This is a genomic window from Novosphingobium resinovorum, assembly GCF_001742225.1.
GTDB classification, from domain to species: domain Bacteria; phylum Pseudomonadota; class Alphaproteobacteria; order Sphingomonadales; family Sphingomonadaceae; genus Novosphingobium; species Novosphingobium resinovorum_A.
Window position 1 is genome coordinate 1,479,206 of sequence record NZ_CP017075.1, and the last position, 18,012, is coordinate 1,497,217.

Below are 18,012 nucleotides of genomic sequence, written 5' to 3' on the forward strand. Positions count from 1 at the left end.
TGGCGATTTATCGCCTAGCCGGAGGGGGTGGGCGAGAGCGCAGCGCCTCGATCTCCATGCGGATCACGGTAAGCACCCCGTCAAGCTGACCGAACACCGCTTCGTTGGAAAAGCGCAGCACCCGATAGCCCTGCTCCGCCATCCACCGATCCCGCGCAGCATCGTAGTCCAAGCGAAGCCCGTGAGAGTACCCATCAAGCTCCACAACAAGCGATAACTCACGACACAGAAAGTCGGCGAAGTATGGCCCCACCGGCATCTGCCTGCTGAATTTTGCGCCCAGCGCCGAGCGGGAAATATATCGCCACAACCGCCACTCTGCTGCGGTAGCCTGTCCGCGTAGCAAACGCGCTCTGCCCGTATCCCGAAGTCCAACCCCCGCCATCCGCCGAATTTCGCGCCGAAACCCAACGGCACGAAATGAAATGTCGGCAAGCCGGAACTTTTTTCCAAGGCTGCCTCCCGGCGCCTCCGTCTCAAGGGTCAGACTACAGACCTTAAAGGGACGAAGATGCCTTCCCAGCTTACCGCCAGGACCCTGCTTGCCACCACCGCCGTGCTCGCCTTCGCGACCGCCGCGCATGCCGAAGACGTCAAGACCAAGCTCACCGCCCCCATCCGCACCTCGACCATCAAGAGCGGCGCGGCGGATGCCATCAACATCACCGCCGAAGGCTCGGTCGTCCTGACCTCTGGCACCGCAGTCACGCAGGACAGCAACCACGCGGTCACCAACGCGGGCAACATCACCATCACCAATGCCGACGGCGCAGTCGGCATCAATTCGGTCGCAGGCGCCAGCGGTGACATCACCAACACCGGCACGATCACCGTCGATGAAACCTACACGCCGACCGACACCGACAAGGACGGCGACCTCGACGGTCCCTTCGCGCTGGGATCGAACCGCGTCGGCATCCGCACCCAGGGCGACCACACCGGCAAGCTCACCCAGAACGGCAAGATCGTTGTCGAGGGCAACGATTCGGCGGGTATCCAGCTTGGCGGCAAGCTGACCGGCACCTTCACACATGATGGCTCCACCACCATCGTCGGCGACCGCACCATCGGCGTTTCGGCGCAGGGTATCGACGGCAACGTGCGCCTTGCGGGCACCGTCTCGGCGCAGGGCAAGGACGCGATCGGCGCGCGCTTCGCAGGCGACGTCAACGGCGCGATGGTCGTGCAGGGCACGGTAGCCGCCACCGGCTATCGCTACACCACCCCGCCCGCAGATCCGTCGAAGCTCGACGCCGACGACCTGCTGCAGGGCGGCTCGGCGCTGATCGTCGAGGGCAACGTGACCGGCGGGATCATCCTCGCCGCCGCGCCTAAGGCCGACCCCGCGAAGCCGGACTCCGATGGCGACGGCATCGACGACAGCAAGGAAGGCACCGCCAAGGTCGTCTCCTACGGCAGCGCCGCCGCCATGCAGGTGGGCGCGACCGATCACGCCGTCACCATCGGCCCTGTCGCCAATACCGGCAGCAAATTCGGGCTGATCATCGAAGGGTCGGTCGAGGGCCAGGGCCTCTACTCCGGCGTGGCCGCCAACGGCCTCGTCATCGGCGGACGCGGCGGCGCGGTGACGATTGCCAACGGCATCGGCGTCTCCGGCTCGGTCGTCGCCAATGCCAACGGTGCCAGCGCCACGGCCCTTCGCATCGGCGCCGGCGCGACGACGCCGCTGCTGCAGAACACCGGCAACATCGCCGCAGCATCGGGCAATGCCGACAATGCGCTGGCGACTGCCGTGCGCGTCGACGCGGGCGGCAACCTGCCGACCATCCGCAACAGCGGCACGATCAAGGCGGTCGCGGGCGAAAAGGGCTCGGCCACGGCCATCGTCGACGCCAGCGGCACCCTGAACCTGATCGAGAACGCAGGCACCATCTCGGCCACCGGCGCCAAGGACGGCGCGCGCAACATCGCCATCGACTTGCGCGCCGCGACCGGCGACGTCACCGTCAAACAGACGCAGGTGGCGTCCGGCGTGACCGCGCCCGCCATCGTCGGCGACGTGTGGTTCGCGGGCGGCAACGATACGCTCGACCTTGCCGACGGCACTCTCACCGGCAACGTCGCCTTCGGTGCGGGCAACAATACGCTGAACCTCTCGGGCGACGCGGTGCAGACTGGCAACGTGACCTTCGGAGCGGGCACCGACACCGTCTCGCTGGCGGGCACCAGCGGTTTCAACGGCGCGATGGACTTCGGCGGCGGCGCGGACGTGCTGAACATCTCGGGCACGGCGTACTTCTCCGGCTCCTTTACCAATTCCTCGCAGCTGGCGGTCAAGGTGTCGGGCGGTCTGCTCGACGTCAGGAAGCCCGCCTCGATGGCCTCGCTCGACGTAGGCAGCACCGGCATGGTCCTCGTCACGCTCGACAAGACGGCGGGTGCCGGTTCGTCCTACACCGTATCGGGTAACGCCACCTTCGCGGAAGGCTCCAAGCTGGCTATCCGCCTGGCCGACGTCTCGACCGCCGAGGGCTCCTACCAGGTCCTGACCGCAGGCAGCCTGACCGGCCGCGACAAGCTGGCCACCAACACCGACCTCGTTCCCTTCATGTTCAAGGCGGAACTGGACAAGGACGCGGCGGCCAACACCATCGTCGTCGACGTCTCGCGCCGCACGGTCAGCGAACTTGGCCTCAACCGCTCGGGCGCGGCCGCTTATGACGCGGTGTTCAAGCAGCTGGCCAAGGACGACAAGATCGAGCAGGTCTTCCTCGGCCTGACCAACGGCGATGCTTTCCGTTCGGCCGTGGGCCAGATGCTGCCCGACCACGCGGGCGGCGGCTTCGAGGGCATCAGCCTGGGCACCCGCGCCCTCGCCCGCCAGATGCAGGACCCGCAGGGACCGATCACCGCGAGCGGCCGCTTCTCCACCACGCTCAACATGGCGATATGGGGCAGCGACCGGAAGGCCGGCAACACCGCCGCCTACAAGCTGAATGGCTATGCATGGTCGGCGACCGCCGAGTACCGCACCGGCCTCGGCAAGTTCGGCGGCACCGTCGCCTACCTCAACAACAACCACAAGAACGGCGCACTGACCGACGTGAACTCGGACGCATTCGAACTGGCGGCGCACTGGCGCGCCAAGTTCGGCCCGGTCAGCGCCTTTGCACGCGGCTCGGTCGGCACGGCCAAGTTCGACGGCGAGCGCAACTTCTACGGCGCCATCGGTTCGGAAACCGTGCGCCGCACCATGGACGCCAAGTGGGACGGCAAGTTCGTCACTTTCGCGGGCGGCGCGGCGATCGAGGGCGGCTCGCAGTTCTTCTTCTTCCGTCCGGGCGTGACGGTCGACTACGTCCGCCTGAAGGAAGACGGCTACTCCGAGACCGGCGGCGAGAAGCTGAACCTCACCGTCGCCTCGCGCACCAGCGACGAACTGGCGGTGAACCCGAGCATGACCGTGGGCATCGACTTCCTCGGCATGAAGGCACGGGACGAGAACTGGTTCCGCATGGAAACCGAGGGCGGCTGGCGCGAGATCGTCAATGGCGGCATCGGCTCGACCACCGCGCACTTCGAGGGCGGGGACAACTTCACGCTGGAAGGCGACGGCGCGACGAGCGGCTGGTTCGCGCGCCTGCGTGCGATCGGCGGCTCCTCGGGCTTCACGATGGGCGGCGAACTCTCGGCCGAGGATCGCCACGGCCGGGTCGATCTCGCGCTGCGCGGCTCCGTGACCATTGGCTGGTAAGGACAGGACGATGCGTGGACCACTCCTCTGCGGCATCGTACTGGGCGCCGGGCTGCTGTTAAGCTGCGCCCCCCGCGTGCGGCCCGGCGCCGCCTCCTCCCCCGCTCCGGCGGGGGAGGAATTGCGCATATCGCGCGGTCCGTGCTTCGGGTTCTGCCCGGTGTACAAGGTGGCCGTGACGCCCGCCGGACGCGTGGACTTCACCGGCGAGCGGCATACCGCCGTGCTGGGCCAGCGCGCCCATTCGGTCGGCCGCGCGACGTACGAGGACGTGCGCCGCGCCCTCGCGCCGATGCGTCCGCAGACCGGCGAGGAGCGTGCCCACGCCTGTACCGAGGCCGCCACCGACATGTCGAGCGTGACCATCGAGTGGATCGGCGCGGACAGCCGCCGCACCGCGCTCACGTACAACATGGGCTGCCGTTCGCCGGAAGGCTCTGCGATGGCACGCACGGTTGAACAGCAACTCGGCCGCCTCGGCGTCGAGGAATGGGCCGCGCAGAAGACCTGGCCGGGCGACAGCCGGGGCTGAGGTCTTCTCACTCGTCATTGCGAGCGCAGCGAAGCAATCCAGGGCAGCACTACGCCGCTCTGGATTGCTTCGCTGCGCTCGCAATGACGAAGCGAGGGGACGCCCCGTCAGTCCATGAAGCCCCGCTCGTTCGAGGCGTCGAACTTGCGCACACCGGAAACGTCGATGCGTTCGGCCCAGCCGCCGAGCACGGCCGTCACCGCCGGTTGCGCAAGGTGCGTGGCCAGTGCAGCCTCGTCACGCCAGCGTTCGAAGACCAGCACCGTCCCGGCTGCCGGATCATAGATGGCGAAGTGGTAGTTGAGGCACCCGTCCTCCTTCAGCGTCGGCTCGACCAGCCCGCGCAAGGTCGCGGCAAGGTCTTCGACGAGCTCGGGAGCGGTCTTCAGGTGTCCGGCAAGAATGATCATTTGAGGCTTCCTCTCGTTACCAGGCGGGGGCATCGCCGCCGGGGACGGCGGGGCCGGTCAGCCAGTCGCCGGTGATGCCGATGCGGATTTCGGAGCCCTTCGGCACTTCCGTCCCGGCATCGGGAGTGACGAACATGATCCGGTTCGGTGCCCAGACCGAGCCGATGATCTCCTCCTCGTCCTCCGACAGCGTGACACCGGCGGCCGCGCACATCTCGCGCGCGCGCTCACGCGTCTGGCCGCGCACTTCGGGGACGTAGGCCTTGGCCGGGTCCTCGTGCACCCTGAGCACGCGCGCCTTCTCGCGCTCGGCTTCCTCGGCGGCCAGCGTCTCGTCGAATTCGGGTCCGTGGTAGTCGATCTCCCAGTCGAACGAGATCATGTTCTCGAGGATGTCCGGCAGGAACGGCGTCATCCGCAAGTGCGACCAGTGCGACATGTAGCGCTCCATGGCCTCGTAAGTGTCGATGTCGCAGCAGTTGGCGAAGTCGAAATCGCCCGAGTGGAAGCGCGTGTGGACGACTTTGCCATGGCTGTAGTCACGCACCTCGCGGTTGAGATGCGACAATTTCTTCACCTCCTCGATGAAGAGGTCGATCTTGGCCGGATCGGCATCCTTCTTGAACTTGAGCATCACGACGTGACGGATCATCGGTCTCTCCCCTATCGCGCCCGCGCCGCGATTGGTTCGCGGGGACTCGGCGCTGCGGGAGAGAGACTAGCGCGGCGGGTTTCAGGCCATGCCTGTCAGATAAAACAGGTGCCAAAAAGCGCTCCTTACCTCCGGGCAACCGTTGCGCATCCGTCCGATTGCGTATCAAATCATTGCTACACCTCCTCCTCCAGTTGACGCGGGAGCCGGGCGGGTGTGTGCAAAATCCGCAGAGGCATATCGGCACCGTGCGGCCGGGCGGTATGCTGCAGGAGAGGATCAAGAGGTGGCCCGTCCCTTCGCGCCGCGTTTCGCGGTCTATGTCGCACTGGTGTTCATGCTGCTCGGCGTGCTGCAACTGGCTGCCAGCCTCGTGTTCTACCAGTCGATCGACCGGCAGACGCTGAACGAGGACCACGCCCGCCGCATTGGCGAACTGCTCGTCGTCAGCGACCGCATCCACTCCGCCGATCCGCGCCTGACCGCGCCGACCATGAGCACGCGCCACCTCGCCGCCGCCGTCGGCAATGCGCCCAGCGTGGCGACCGCCACGACCGACGAATCCCTTATCCGCATCGAGCGGCGCATCATCGAGTGGGAGCCTTCGCTCGGTGGGCGCTCGCTGCGGCTGGCCATGCAGGGACCGCCGGGAGGCAAGTGCGATCTCGTCGGCGCGATCCGGCTGACGGACGGGCACTGGCTCAACTTCCGCTCGCGCGATATCAACGCGATGTGGCCGGTAGCACTGCGGGCGACGGTGCTGACGCTTGCGACGACGGTGGCCTTTCTCGCCATCGGCCTCGCCGCGCTGCACGTGCTGACCCGCCCGCTGCGCCGCATGAGCGATGCCGCCGACGCCATCGGTCGGGGCCGGCAAGTGGTCATCGCCGAGGGTGGCACCCCGGACTTGCGCCAGCTCGCACACTCCATGAACCTCATGCAGGAGCGCATCGCGCGGCTGCTGCAGGATCAGGCCAGGTCGTTCGAGGCGATCAGCCACGACTTGCGCACGCCGCTCTCGCGCCAGAAGGTCGCGGCGGAACTCATCGACGATGCCGAACTGGGCGGGGTGATCCTTGCAAGCGTGGACGAGATGGAGGCCCTGCTCGCCTCGCTGCAGCGCTTCCTGCGCGCGCAGCATCTCGACGCCGAGCCCGAGACGCTGGACCTCACCGAAGTGGTTGCGCACGTGCTGCATCCTTACGGGACGCGCGCCCGCTTCGACGCCTCCGTCCCCACCCTCGCCCGGACCTTCCGCGAGCCGGTGGAACTGGCGCTGGCGGCGCTGGTGGAGAACGCCATCCAGTTCGGCGGCGAGGCTCAGGTCGCGGTGATCCGCCACGAAGGGCACTGGCGCATCGAGATCGCCGATTCCGGGCCGGGCATCCCTTCCGCCTATTTCGAGGCGATCCTCGACCCGTTCTTCCGCCTCGACGCGGCGCGGGCGCGGGACACCAAGGGCTTCGGCCTCGGCATCCCGACCGCGCACCGGCTGATGGCGCGCTTCGACGGCCAGCTCTCCTTCGCCGCCGCGCCCGAAGGCGGCCTGATCGCGCGCCTGGACGTGCCCCAGCCGCCGATGGGTTGACGAAGATCGTCGTCCCGGACTTGATCCGGGACCGCTGGCGGTCTTTAGATGCGACCTTGCTGGTCTGCGCTCATCGAAAGGTGGACTGTTCAAGGCCAGCGGTCCCGGATCAAGTCCGGGACGACGAGAGAATATGGAGAGCGACCTGTGAACTGGTGGACCATCGACGAAACCCATGACCCTGCGCGCAAAAGCTGGGTCGAAAGCGCCGACGGCCACCGCGATTTCCCGGTCCAGAACCTGGCCTTCGGTGTGTTCTCGATGGCTGAAACGCCGGGAACTCGGATCGGCGTGGCAATCGGCGACCGGATCCTCGACCTCGGCGCGCTGGCGGCGGCACGACTCATCCCGCTGAACCTCACAGAAATCTGCAGCGACGCCAGCATGGCCCGCCTGCTGGCCATTCCCGCGCAAGACCGCCGCGCCCTGCGCCATGCCCTCTCCGACCTGCTCTGCGACGAAGCCAGGCGGCCGGTCATCGAGCCCATGCTGCACCCGGTCGAAGCCTGCATGCTGCACCTGCCCACGCGCATCGGCGACTACACCGACTTCTATGTCGGTATCCATCACGCCAACAACATCGGCCGCCAGTTCCGCCCGGACAACCCGCTGCTGCCCAACTACAAGCACGTGCCGATCGGCTATCACGGCCGCGCGTCCTCGATCCGTCCCTCGGGCGTACCGGTCGTGCGACCCACCGGCCAGCGCAAGCCGCCCGAGGCCGATGCGCCGATCTTCGCGCCGACTGCAAGGCTCGACTACGAACTGGAGATGGGCGTCTGGATCGGCAGCGGCAACGACCTCGGCGAGCCCGTGCCGATCACCGATGCTGCGCAGCATATCGCCGGTTTTTGCCTGCTCAACGACTGGTCCGCGCGCGATGTGCAGGGGTGGGAATACCAGCCGCTCGGCCCGTTCCTGTCGAAGAACTTCCACTCGACGATTTCGCCATGGGTCGTCACGCCCGAAGCCCTCGCGCCCTTCCGCGCGGCCCAGCCGCCCCGACCGGAAGGCGACCCGCAGCCCCTGCCCTATCTGTCTGACGCGGATGATCAGGCCCACGGCGCGCTGGGCGTCATGCTGCAGGTCCACCTGACCACGCAGGCCATGCGCAAGGCCGGGCTTCCGCCCCATCGCCTCAGCCACGGCCCGGCGACCAACATGTACTGGACGGTGAACCAGATGGTCGCGCACCATGCATCCAACGGCTGCAACCTGACGCCCGGCGACCTGCTCGGCACCGGCACGATTTCCGCTCCCGAGCGAGAGGGTTTCGGCAGCCTCATGGAATTGTCGCAGGGCGGCAAGTCGCCCCTCACCTTGGCCAGTGGCGAGACCCGCACGTTCCTGGAGGACGGCGACGAAATCTCCATCACCGCCACCGCCGCCGCTGACGGCTTCGTTTCCATCGGTTTCGGAGAATGCCGCGCCCGCATCCTTCCGGCACGCTGAAACCAACACTTGCGCCCACCCCTGCCTCCCGGTATCCGCCGGGAACAAGATCGCGCCGGTGCCCCGCAAGGGGCTTAAAAGGGAAGGCGGTGGGAACGGTTCGCCGTTCGAATCCGCAGCTGTCCCTGCAACTGTAAGCGGCGAGCGCGATGCACATCGCCTGTCCCCAGCGGGACGGGCAGCCACTGAGGCCGGACGCTGCGACATGCGAGGCTTCGGGAAGGCCGTGCATCAAGCTGTGACCCGCGAGCCAGGAGACCTGCCGGCGTCTGGTCGCTCTTGCCTTGGTCCAGGGGATGGCCGCGGCACGGTTCACCGTCTGAGCGACGACACGCATGCGGCCCGGGGCCGCGGCGGAGCAGGTCGCCGGGCGTCTTCGCGCCTGTCCGTCGCCCCTGCCCCGCGCCGGCGCGAAAGCGCCGGTACGCCCCGCCGCGAGAAGTCGCCGGCGCGGGAGTGAGACCCTTGAGCAAAGTACCCACCACCGTCATCACCGGCTTCCTCGGCGCGGGCAAGACCACGCTGATCCGCCACCTTTTGCAGAACGCCAAGGGCCGCCGCCTCGCCCTCGTCATCAACGAGTTCGGCGACGTCGGCGTCGACAGCGAACTGGTCAAGGGCTGCAATGACGAGGCCTGCCCCGAGGACGATATCCTTGAACTCGCCAACGGCTGTATCTGCTGCACCGTGGCCGACGACTTCCTGCCGACGATGCAGAAGCTGCTCGACCGCGAGACCCCGCCCGACCACATCATCATCGAGACGTCGGGCCTCGCGCTGCCCAAGCCACTGGTCAAGGCCTTCCAGTGGCCGGACATCCGCACCCGCGCGACAGTGGACGGCGTGATCGCCCTGATCGACGCCGATGCCGTCGCCGCCGGTCGCTTCGCTACGGACGAAGAGGCACTTGCCGCCGCCCGCGCCGCCGATCCCAACCTCGACCACGACAGCCCGCTCGAGGAACTGTTCGAGGAACAGTTGGGCTGCGCCGACATGGTGGTGCTCAACAAGACCGACCTCGTCGATGCGGCCGTGCTGGCCGAAGTCGAGAAGACCGTCGCCGCCGAGACGCGCCCCGGCGTCAAGATCGTGCGCGCGGACCACGGCGCGGTCGACATCGCCGCGCTGCTCGGCATCGTCGCGGCGGCCGAGGACGACCTCGACAGCCGCAAGTCGCATATCGACGGCCTCGACGACGATCACGACCATGACGACTTCGACACCTTCATCCTGAACGGCGGCGAAGTGGCCGATATCGACGCGCTGCTGGTAGGCCTGAAGGAACAGATCGCCGCGCACGACGTGCTGCGCGTGAAGGGCATGGTCGCGCTGGCGGGCAAGCCCAGCCGCCTCGTCCTGCAGGGCGTCGGCCCGCGCATCCAGCACTTCTTCGACCGCGCCTGGAAGGCCGAAGAGCCCCGCCGCACGCAGTTGGTGGTGATCGGCCAGAAGGGGCTGGACCGCGCGGCCATCGAAGCCGCGCTGGCGGGTGTGCTAGGTTCGGTCCCGGCGTAAGCACAACCATGTACCCCAACCTTCGTCATTGCGAGCGTAGCGCGGCAATCCAGAGCCGCGCAAACCGCCCTGGATTGCTTCGCTGCGCTCGCAATGACGAGCGGTGGGGAGGCGAACCGGCGTTGAACGAAGATCTGCGGCTTCCCCCCCTCCTCCGTCATTGCGAACCCGCGCAGCGGGTGAAGCAATCCAGGGCGGTTCGCACTGCCGTCAGCCCGGCGAGCGCCGCCTGATGCACCTGCTTTCCGCCACCCCGGGCACGATCTCCAACGGCGAGGAGGCGATCGACCTCGACCAGCCGCCGGGCGACGTCGTCATCCTGACGGTGGCGGACAGCGAACTCGCCTGCTTCGCCAAAGCGGCGGCAGGGCTGCCGGAGGGCGCGCCGAGCGTCCGCCTCGCCAACCTGCTGCAGTTGCGGCACCCGTATTCGGTCGACCTTTACGTCGAGAAGGTGATCGCCCACGCAAAATTCGTCTGCGTGGTGCTGCTCGGCGGCAAGAGCTACTGGCCCTACGGCATCGACGAAATCGCGCTGATCGCCCGCGAGAAGGGCATCGCCTTCGCCGCCATCGCCGACGGGCGTGAGGATGATCCGACGCTGACGGTCGCCTCCACCCTCCCCGCCGAGACGGTCGAGCACCTCCGCGACTACCTGCGGCAGGGCGGCAGCGCCAATGCCCTGTCGTTCCTGCGCACCGCCGCAAGGCTGATCGGCGCGGACTGCGGCCAGCCGGACGATCCGGTGCCGGTGGCCGACGCCGGGCTCTACCTGCAAGGCGTGGATCGGCCGAGCTTGGCCGACTTGCGCGCATCATGGCGCCCCGACGCCCCTGTCGTGCTGCTGGTATTCTACCGCGCGCTGATGATCGCGGGCACGCTCGACGCCGTGGACGCGATGGTCGCCGCATTGCAAATGCGCGGGTTCAACGTCGCCGCCGTCCATGTCCGCGCGCTGCGAGAGCCTTTCGCCATCGACTGGCTCGGCGGCCTGATGGCCGAGATCGCGCCCGACGTGATCGTCAATGCCACCAGCTTCGCCTCCTCGTCCTCGGGCGAGCCGCGCGTCGGCGGGGTTCTCGAACGCGCCGACTGCCCGATCCTGCAGGTCGCTTTCGCGGGTGTCGAGGAAGCGGACTGGCAGGCCGCCGCACGCGGCCTCGGCCCGCGCGATCTGGCGATGAACGTGGCGCTTCCCGAACTCGACGGCCGCCTGTTCACCCGCGCCGTCGCCTTCAAGGCCGCCGAACGCTTCGACGAAGTGACGAAGTGCGGCATCGTCGTCCCCCGCGTCGCGCCCGATCGCGTGGCCTTCGTAGCAGACCTCGCCGCCAACTGGGCGAGCCTGCGCCGTACCGTGCCCGCGCAGCGCAAGGTGGCGCTGGTGCTCGCCAACTATCCCAACCGCGACGGGCGGATCGGCAATGGCGTCGGCCTCGACACGCCCGCCAGCGCGGCCTCGATCCTCTCCAGCCTTCGTGCCGCCGGATACGATACCGGCGGCGCGCCCGAGGACGGGCAGGCGCTGATGCGGCTGATGACCGGCGGGGTGACCAACGACCTCACATCACTGGATCGACCCGGCGAGATTTCGCTGCCGCTGGCCGACTACGAAGCCGCCTTCGCCGGAGTGCCCGAAAGCGCACGCAAGAAGATGCTGGAGCGCTGGGGTGCGCCCTCTGCCGATCCCTTCGTGAAGGACGGCGCGTTCCGGCTGGCAGTCCACCGCTTCGGCAATGTCTGCGTCGCCGTGCAACCGGCGCGGGGGTACAACATCGACGCCAAGGAAACCTACCACGACCCGGCGCTGCCGCCGCCGCACGCCTACCTCGCCTTCCACGTCTGGCTGGGGCGGCGGTTCGGCGCGCAAGCGCTGGTGCATGTGGGCAAGCACGGCAATCTCGAATGGCTGCCCGGCAAGGCGATCTCGCTCTCGGCCGAGTGCTTCCCCGAGATCTGCGCCGGGCCGCTGCCGCAGCTCTACCCCTTCATCGTCAACGACCCCGGCGAGGGCACGCAGGCCAAGCGCCGCATCGGCGCGGTGATCGTCGACCACCTGCCCCCGCCCCTCACCCGCGCCGAAAGCTACGGGCCGCTCAAGCACCTCGAAGCGCTGGTGGACGAATACTACCTCGCCGCCGGGATGGACCCGCGCCGTCTGGAGCGGCTGCGGCGCGACATCATCGACCTGGCCCGCTCGCAGGGGCTGGACAAGGACGCCGGAGCCGAGGGTGACGGCGACGATGCGCTGTCGGCGATCGACAACTATCTGTGTGAACTCAAGGAACTGCAGATCCGCGACGGGCTGCATGTCTTCGGGCAATCGCCGGAGGGCCGCTTGCGGCGTGACCTGTTGGTGGCGCTGGCGAGAACGCCGCGCGGGTATGACGGGCCGGGGCAAGCCTCGCTGCTGCGGGCGATGGCCGAGGATTTCGCGCTGGGGTTCGACCCGCTCGACTGCCGCATGGCGGACCGCTGGGATGGCCCGAGGCCGGAGGCGCTGGCGGCGGTATCGGACGAGCCCTGGCGCACGCTGGGTGATACAGTCGAGCGGCTGGAACTGCTGGCGGCGGAATGGGTATCCCGTCGTCCCGGACTTGATCCGGGACCGCTGGCCGTGAACAGCCTACTCATCGGCGCGCCCGGCAAGGTCCCGCCCCAAGTTTTGCCAGCGGTCCCGGATCAAGTCCGGGACGACGACCTGCCGCGCACCGCCGCCGTCCTCCACGCCATCGCCGCCGACCTCGCCCCGCGCGTGGACGCCTGCGGCCCCGCTGAAAGCGCCGCCCTGCTCGCAGGGCTCGACGGCCGCTTCGTCCTGCCCGGACCCTCTGGCGCCCCCACGCGCGGCCGCCCGGACGTGCTGCCCACCGGGCGCAACTTCTACTCGGTCGATACCCGCGCGGTGCCCACCGCCGTCGCCTGGGATCTCGGCCAGCGCTCCGCAGAGTTGCTGGTGGAGGACTACCTCCAGCGCGAGGGCGAATACCCAAGGGCCATCGCGCTCTCCGCATGGGGCACCGCCAACATGCGCACCGGCGGCGACGACATCGCGCAGGCCCTCGCGCTGATGGGCGTGCGCCCGCGCTGGGAGTGGACCTCGGGCCGCGTCACCGGGTTCGAGATGATGACGCTCGCCGAACTGGGCCGCCCGCGCGTGGACGTGACCTTGCGCGTCTCGGGCTTCTTTCGCGACGCCTTTCCCGAGCAGATGGACCTCATCGACAGCGCCGCCCGCGCCGTCATGGCGCTGGAGGAAAGCGCCGAAGACAACCCCGCCGCCGCCCGCCACCGCGCCGAAACCGCGATGCTCGCCGCTGAAGGGCAGGACGAAACCGTCGCCGCCCGCCGCGCCGGAGCCCGCGTGTTCGGCTCGAAACCGGGGGCCTACGGCGCCGGTCTGCAGGCGATGATCGACGAGAAGCTGTGGCATGACCGCGCCGACCTCGCGAACGTCTACCTCGACTGGGGCAGCTACGCCTATGGCGCGGGTGTCGAGGGCGATGCCGAGCGCGATCTCTACGCAGCCCGGCTGACGCAGGCCGACGCGGTGGTCCAGAACCAGGACAACCGCGAGCACGACCTGCTCGACAGCGACGATTACTACCAGTTCGAGGGCGGCATCGCCGCTGCGGTCGAGCACCTGAAGGGCCGCGCGCCGGTCAGCTACCACAACGATCACTCGCGCCCCGAACGCCCGGTCATCCGCACGCTGGCGGACGAAATCGGCCGCATCGTAAGGGGCCGCGTGACCAATCCCAAATGGATCGCGGGCGTCATGCGCCACGGCTACAAGGGCGCGTTCGAGATCGCCGCCTCGGTGGACTACCTCTTCGCCTTCGCCGCGACGACCAGCGCGGTGAAGGACCACCACTTCGACGCCGTCCACGCCGCCTTCATCGAGGATGAGGCGGTGCGTGACTTCATGGCGCAGGCCAACCCCGCCGCGCTTCGCGAAACCGCCGCGCGGCTGGCCGAGGCGCTGGAGCGCGGCCTCTGGAAACCCCGATCGAACAGCGCGGGCCTGCTGCTCGCCCAAGTCTCAGGAGCATGATGATGGCCGAACGCACCGACGAACAGCACGCCGAGAAGATGAAGAAGAAGCAGGCCGCGCATGACCGCATCATGGCGGGCAAGACCGTGGAAAAGGGCCTGCTGATCGTCAACACCGGCAAGGGCAAGGGCAAGACCACGGCCGCGCTCGGCATGGTGGTGCGCATGATCGGGCATGGCAGGAAGGTGGGCGTCGTCCAGTTCGTGAAGGGCGCGATGACCACCGGCGAGAAGGCCGTCTTCGATGCCTTCCCGGACAACGTCGAGTTCAAGGCGATGGGCGAAGGCTTCACCTGGAACACCCAGGACCGCGCCCGCGACATCGCCCTCGCCCGCGAGGCGTGGGACGAGGTGAAGCGCATGGTCGCCGATCCGGCCTACGACATGGTGCTGGCGGACGAGCTGAACATCGTGCTGCGCTATGACTACCTGCCGCTTGAGGAAGTGCTTGAGGTGCTGACCGCGCGTGCGGAGATGAAGCACGTCGTCGTGACCGGACGCAATGCGCCGCAGGGGCTGATCGACACGGCCGATCTCGTGACGGAAATGACGCTGGTGAAGCACCCCTTCCGCGAGCAGGGCGTGAAGGCGCAGACGGGGATCGAGTTCTGATGCACGCCTCTCGTCGTCCCGGACTTGATCCGGGACCGGTGGCTGTCTTTAGGCGCACGTTCGCGGCGCGCGCGGTGAGATGGGCTGGTCACGGCCAGCGGTCCCGGATCAAGTCCGGGACGACGTAAAGTGACCGCTCCCACCTTCTCCCCTCGCTTCCGCGAAGACCTCGCCGCCCTGCTCGCATGGCGGCGCGATGTGCGGCATTTCCGGCAGGATCCGTTGGACGAGAGTCTAGTCGCCGACCTGCTCGGCACCGCGCAACTGGCGCCCTCGGTCGGCAATTCGCAGCCCTGGCGCTTCGTGCGCGTGCGCTCTCCCGCCTTGCGCGAAGTCCTCGCCGCGCATGCCGATGCTGAAGTCTCCCGCGCGGGCGACACCGCCTACGAGGGCGAGCGCCACGCAGCCTACTCGGCGCTGAAACTCCACGCCCTCGACCACGCCCCCGAAGTCATCGCGGTGTTCTGCGACGAGGCGACCACCATCGGCATGGGTCTTGGCGCGGCGACGATGCCGCAGACGCGCGAGTGGTCGGTGGTCATGGCGATCCACACGCTGTGGCTCGCCGCGCGGGCGCAAGGGCTCGGCCTCGGCTGGGTGTCGATCGTCAAACCGGAAACGGTCACCGACCTGCTGGAGACGCCGCCGTCCTGGCGCTTCGTCGCCCTGCTCTGCCTCGGCTATCCCGAGGAGCCGGACGACGTACCCGAACTCGAACGCAAGGGCTGGCAGGCCCGGCTCGACGGACACGCGCATGTCAGCGAGCGTTGACGCCTTTCGCCAGCGCGCGCGCCGCCTTGACGTAGGCGGGCCCGCCGCAGACCGTCCAGGCCTGCGGAATGGCGACGCGCGGAATGCCGTCCAGCACCGGGTGGTGCATCATCGCGGTGCCCTGATCGACCACCTTGTCGGTCGCGGCATCGACCACGATCACGTCGGGACGCGCGGCCGCCAGCTCCTCGATCCCCATCTGCGAGAGCGCGGGCTTGCCCAGCTTGCCCGCAAGGTTGGTCACGCCCACGCGGGTCATCAGGTCGTCGATCAGCGTGCCGGTGCCGGTGAGATAACCGCGCCGCTGCCAGTAGGCGGCGACCACACCCTTCCGCGCGCGCGGGATATGCGCAAGGTCGCGCTCCATGCCCACGATCAGCGCCTCGCCGCGCTCGGGATGGCCGACTGCCAGCGCCACCTTGCGGATCGACGTGAGGATCGCGTCGTAGCCATCGGCGGACTTGAGATCGACGGCGGGATAACGCGTCTTGAGCGCCTTGATCGCGGGGTTGCGCCGGGCGGGCATGCCGACGACGAGGTCGGGGTTTGTCGCCATGATCTCCTCGGCCGCGCCGCGCAGGATCGGCAGGCCCTTGGCCCGTGCCGCCTCGGCCGACATGGCGGGATCGGCGGCATAGCGGGTGAGCCCGGCGATCTGGTCGCGGTCGGCCAGCGCCAGCACCAGTTGATCCGCGCACAAGTTCAGCGAGACGATCCGCTTCGGAGCCGCTACAGCCCGCCCCGATACAGGGGGAGACGACGCGGAAACGCCGCAGACCGCAGCCAGTCCGAGCAAAGCTACCGAAGCCGAACGAAGAGTAGTCAAGAACGCCATATGCGCGTTTCCATAGCAACACGACCCCGGGACACAAGCGTGACGGGGAGCCGATCCAGCCAGAGGTGCTCGTGCCCGAAATTCCCGTCCTGCGCGCTCGTAACCGGGCGCTGATTCCCCTTCTCCTGCTAGGCATCGCACTGGCGGGAATCGCCTCGCTCATGCTGGGCGCAGTGCCGATCCCGACCGGGCGGCTGCTCGATGCGGCGCTCGGCCATGGCGATCCGGTGGTCCGGGCGATCCTGCTGGAACTGCGCCTGCCGCGCACGCTGGTGGCGCTGATGGTCGGCGGGATGCTGGGCCTCGCGGGAGCCGCGCTTCAGGGGTACTTGCGCAATCCGCTGGCGGAGCCTTCAGTGCTCGGTGCGTCGAACTCGGCGGCGCTGGGCGCGGTCGCGGCGATCTACTTCGGCATCGGCGATTACAGCCCCGCCGTGCTGCCGCTGCTTGCGATCCTCGCCGCGCTGGCGAGCCTCGCGCTGCTGTTCGTGCTCGCGGGCCGCGCCGAGGGGCCGCTGGCGCTGATCCTTGCGGGCATCGCCGTCTCGACGCTGGCGGGCGCGGGGATCAGCCTTGCGCTCAACCTCTCGCCCAATCCTTTCGCGGCGATGGAGATCATGGCCTGGCTGCTCGGCTCGATCGAGAACCGGGCGATGGACCACGTCTGGATCGCCCTGCCCTGCATCGTCGTCGGCGCGGCGCTGCTGCTGTGGGACGGGCGCGCGCTCGACGCGCTGTCGCTGGGCGAGGACGGAGCGCGCTCGCTCGGCGTGGACCTGACGCGCACGCGCGCGCGGCTGCTGCTGGGCGTCGCCATCGGCGTCGGCGGCGCCGTGGCGGTGTCGGGCTCGGTCGGCTTCGTCGGGCTGATCGTGCCGCATCTGGTGCGCCCGCTGACCGACCGCAGCCCCTCGGCGGTGCTACTGCCCTCGTTCCTCGGCGGCGCGGTGCTGCTGACCGGCGCCGACATTCTGGTACGGCTGATCCCGACCGCGGGCGAACTGAAGCTGGGCGTGGTGACGGCGTTCCTCGGCGTCCCCGTCTTCCTCGTCCATCTGCTGAAGGAGCGCCGCCTGTGGTGACCGTGACCCTCAATGGCCTCTCCGTGGACCTGCGCGACCGCGCGGTGCTGCACGGGATCAGCGCCACGCTGCGCCCCGGCGAACTGACCGGGATCATCGGCCCCAACGGCGCGGGCAAGTCGACGCTGGTGCGCGCGCTGCTCGGGCTGATCCCGGCGACGCGGGGCGCGGTCGAGATCGACGGGCACGACATCGCGCGGATGACGCCGAAGGCGCTGGCACGGCTGGTCAGCTACCTGCCGCAGGGGCAGGCGCTGCACTGGCCGCTCAGCGTCGAGCGACTGGTGGCGCTGGGCCGCCTGCCCGGGCTCGGCCCGATGTCGCGGCTGGGCGCGGACGACCTTGCCGCCGTTCATGCCGCCATGGAGCGGGCAGACGTGCTGCACCTTGCCGGGCGCACCGCCACCGAACTTTCGGGCGGCGAGCGCGCGCGGGTGATGCTGGCGCGGGCGCTGGCGGTGGGCGCGCCGGGACTGGTCGCGGACGAGCCGCTCGCCGCGCTCGATCCGGGGCATCAGATCGACGTGATGGAACTGCTTGCCGCCGAGGCGAATTCGGGCGCGCTGGTGGTGACGGTGCTGCACGACCTGACGATGGCGGCGCGCTACTGCAAGCGGCTGCTGCTGGTGGATCGCGGCATGCTGGTGGCACAAGGCACGCCGCAGGAGGTCTTGACGAGCGACCGGCTGCGCGAGGTCTACGGCGTGACCGGGCGGATCGAGTTCGGCGGCGGCTCGGCGATGGTGGTGCCGCTGGAGCGGGTGTGAACCACCTCCCCAGCCCCCCTCGTCATTG

14 protein-coding genes and 1 riboswitch are annotated in these 18,012 nt (G+C 68.7%); of the genes, 10 read left to right on the forward strand and 4 right to left on the reverse strand.

The genetic code is table 11. The features are described 5' to 3' along the window. Positions 1-7 precede the first annotated feature (7 nt). Entirely contained in the window at positions 8-583 is a 576-nt protein-coding gene (locus BES08_RS06780) for an endonuclease domain-containing protein (RefSeq protein WP_327195173.1), read from the reverse strand. Here BES08_RS06780 and BES08_RS06785 point away from each other — a divergent pair. Both BES08_RS06785 and BES08_RS06790 read left to right on the forward strand, forming a co-directional pair. Further along, complete coding sequence (locus BES08_RS06785; protein WP_008830488.1) at positions 512-3,715, forward strand: autotransporter outer membrane beta-barrel domain-containing protein; 3,204 nt, start codon at positions 512-514, stop codon at positions 3,713-3,715. The genes BES08_RS06780 and BES08_RS06785 overlap by 72 nt on opposite strands. Before the next feature lie 10 nt (positions 3,716-3,725). Then, positions 3,726-4,247, forward strand: coding sequence for a DUF6438 domain-containing protein (locus tag BES08_RS06790; protein ID WP_069707916.1), 522 nt, complete (start codon positions 3,726-3,728; stop codon positions 4,245-4,247). A 107-nt stretch (positions 4,248-4,354) separates the two neighbouring features. Here BES08_RS06790 and BES08_RS06795 read toward each other — a convergent pair whose 3' ends face one another. Together BES08_RS06795 and BES08_RS06800 are read right to left on the reverse strand one after the other, a co-directional pair. Then, a complete protein-coding gene (locus tag BES08_RS06795) occupies positions 4,355-4,657 on the reverse strand; it encodes a putative quinol monooxygenase (protein ID WP_008830490.1) in 303 nt (100 codons plus the stop codon). A gap of 16 nt (positions 4,658-4,673) precedes the next feature. Then, complete coding sequence (locus tag BES08_RS06800; protein WP_008830491.1) at positions 4,674-5,309, reverse strand: Dabb family protein; 636 nt, start codon at positions 5,307-5,309, stop codon at positions 4,674-4,676. Between the two features lie 286 nt (positions 5,310-5,595). Between BES08_RS06800 and BES08_RS06805 the strand changes: the two genes are divergently transcribed. The 6 genes from BES08_RS06805 to bluB all read left to right on the forward strand — a co-directional run bounded on the left by BES08_RS06805 (position 5,596) and on the right by bluB (position 15,300). Next, positions 5,596-6,897, forward strand: coding sequence for a sensor histidine kinase (locus BES08_RS06805; protein WP_008830492.1), 1,302 nt, complete (start codon positions 5,596-5,598; stop codon positions 6,895-6,897). Positions 6,898-7,044: 147 nt separating this feature from the next. After that, a complete protein-coding gene (fahA, locus tag BES08_RS06810) occupies positions 7,045-8,349 on the forward strand; it encodes a fumarylacetoacetase (protein ID WP_008830493.1) in 1,305 nt (434 codons plus the stop codon). A gap of 39 nt (positions 8,350-8,388) precedes the next feature. Then, positions 8,389-8,630: riboswitch (cobalamin riboswitch) on the forward strand. A 184-nt stretch (positions 8,631-8,814) separates the two neighbouring features. Next, complete coding sequence (gene cobW, locus BES08_RS06815) at positions 8,815-9,864, forward strand: cobalamin biosynthesis protein CobW (RefSeq protein ID WP_008830494.1); 1,050 nt, start codon at positions 8,815-8,817, stop codon at positions 9,862-9,864. A gap of 232 nt (positions 9,865-10,096) precedes the next feature. Beyond that, positions 10,097-13,918 carry a cobaltochelatase subunit CobN gene (gene cobN / locus BES08_RS06820; protein ID WP_036524275.1) on the forward strand — a complete coding sequence of 1,274 codons (3,822 nt, stop codon included), beginning with the start codon at positions 10,097-10,099 and terminating at the stop codon, positions 13,916-13,918. A gap of 2 nt (positions 13,919-13,920) precedes the next feature. Then, positions 13,921-14,529 (forward strand): cob(I)yrinic acid a,c-diamide adenosyltransferase, encoded by a 609-nt coding sequence (gene cobO / locus BES08_RS06825; protein ID WP_036524829.1) that lies wholly within the window; start codon positions 13,921-13,923, stop codon positions 14,527-14,529. A 129-nt stretch (positions 14,530-14,658) separates the two neighbouring features. Further along, positions 14,659-15,300, forward strand: coding sequence for a 5,6-dimethylbenzimidazole synthase (gene bluB, locus BES08_RS06830; RefSeq protein ID WP_036524272.1), 642 nt, complete (start codon positions 14,659-14,661; stop codon positions 15,298-15,300). On the opposite strand, the gene BES08_RS06835 is transcribed toward bluB, so the two are convergent. Then, a complete protein-coding gene (locus tag BES08_RS06835) occupies positions 15,287-16,135 on the reverse strand; it encodes an ABC transporter substrate-binding protein (protein ID WP_036524269.1) in 849 nt (282 codons plus the stop codon). The two genes, bluB and BES08_RS06835, sit on opposite strands and share 14 nt — an antisense overlap. 80 nt (positions 16,136-16,215) lie before the next feature. Here BES08_RS06835 and BES08_RS06840 point away from each other — a divergent pair, with 80 nt between their 5' ends. Next, on the forward strand, positions 16,216-17,217 hold the full coding sequence (locus BES08_RS06840; protein ID WP_268957459.1) for a FecCD family ABC transporter permease: 1,002 nt from the start codon (positions 16,216-16,218) through the stop codon (positions 17,215-17,217). Then, the gene (locus BES08_RS06845) at positions 17,211-17,984 is read left to right on the forward strand and encodes an ABC transporter ATP-binding protein (RefSeq protein WP_008832862.1); all 774 of its coding nucleotides are present in this window, start codon (positions 17,211-17,213) and stop codon (positions 17,982-17,984) included. Before BES08_RS06840 ends, BES08_RS06845 begins: the two co-directional genes overlap by 7 nt. Positions 17,985-18,012 lie beyond the last annotated feature (28 nt).

What these genes read in the sequence shown, in the direction of transcription:
- BES08_RS06785 (WP_008830488.1), top strand. Translation starts at nt 512, where the DNA reads ATGCCTTCCCAGCTTACCGCCAGGACCCTGCTTGCCACCACCGCCGTG.
- BES08_RS06780 (WP_327195173.1), bottom strand. Translation starts at nt 583, where the DNA reads ATGCGCGGCGGTCGCGAAGGCGAGCACGGCGGTGGTGGCAAGCAGGGT.
- BES08_RS06790 (WP_069707916.1), top strand. Translation starts at nt 3,726, where the DNA reads ATGCGTGGACCACTCCTCTGCGGCATCGTACTGGGCGCCGGGCTGCTG.
- BES08_RS06795 (WP_008830490.1), bottom strand. Translation starts at nt 4,657, where the DNA reads ATGATCATTCTTGCCGGACACCTGAAGACCGCTCCCGAGCTCGTCGAA.
- BES08_RS06800 (WP_008830491.1), bottom strand. Translation starts at nt 5,309, where the DNA reads ATGATCCGTCACGTCGTGATGCTCAAGTTCAAGAAGGATGCCGATCCG.
- cobN (WP_036524275.1), top strand. Translation starts at nt 10,097, where the DNA reads ATGCACCTGCTTTCCGCCACCCCGGGCACGATCTCCAACGGCGAGGAG.
- cobO (WP_036524829.1), top strand. Translation starts at nt 13,921, where the DNA reads ATGGCCGAACGCACCGACGAACAGCACGCCGAGAAGATGAAGAAGAAG.
- BES08_RS06835 (WP_036524269.1), bottom strand. Translation starts at nt 16,135, where the DNA reads ATGGCGTTCTTGACTACTCTTCGTTCGGCTTCGGTAGCTTTGCTCGGA.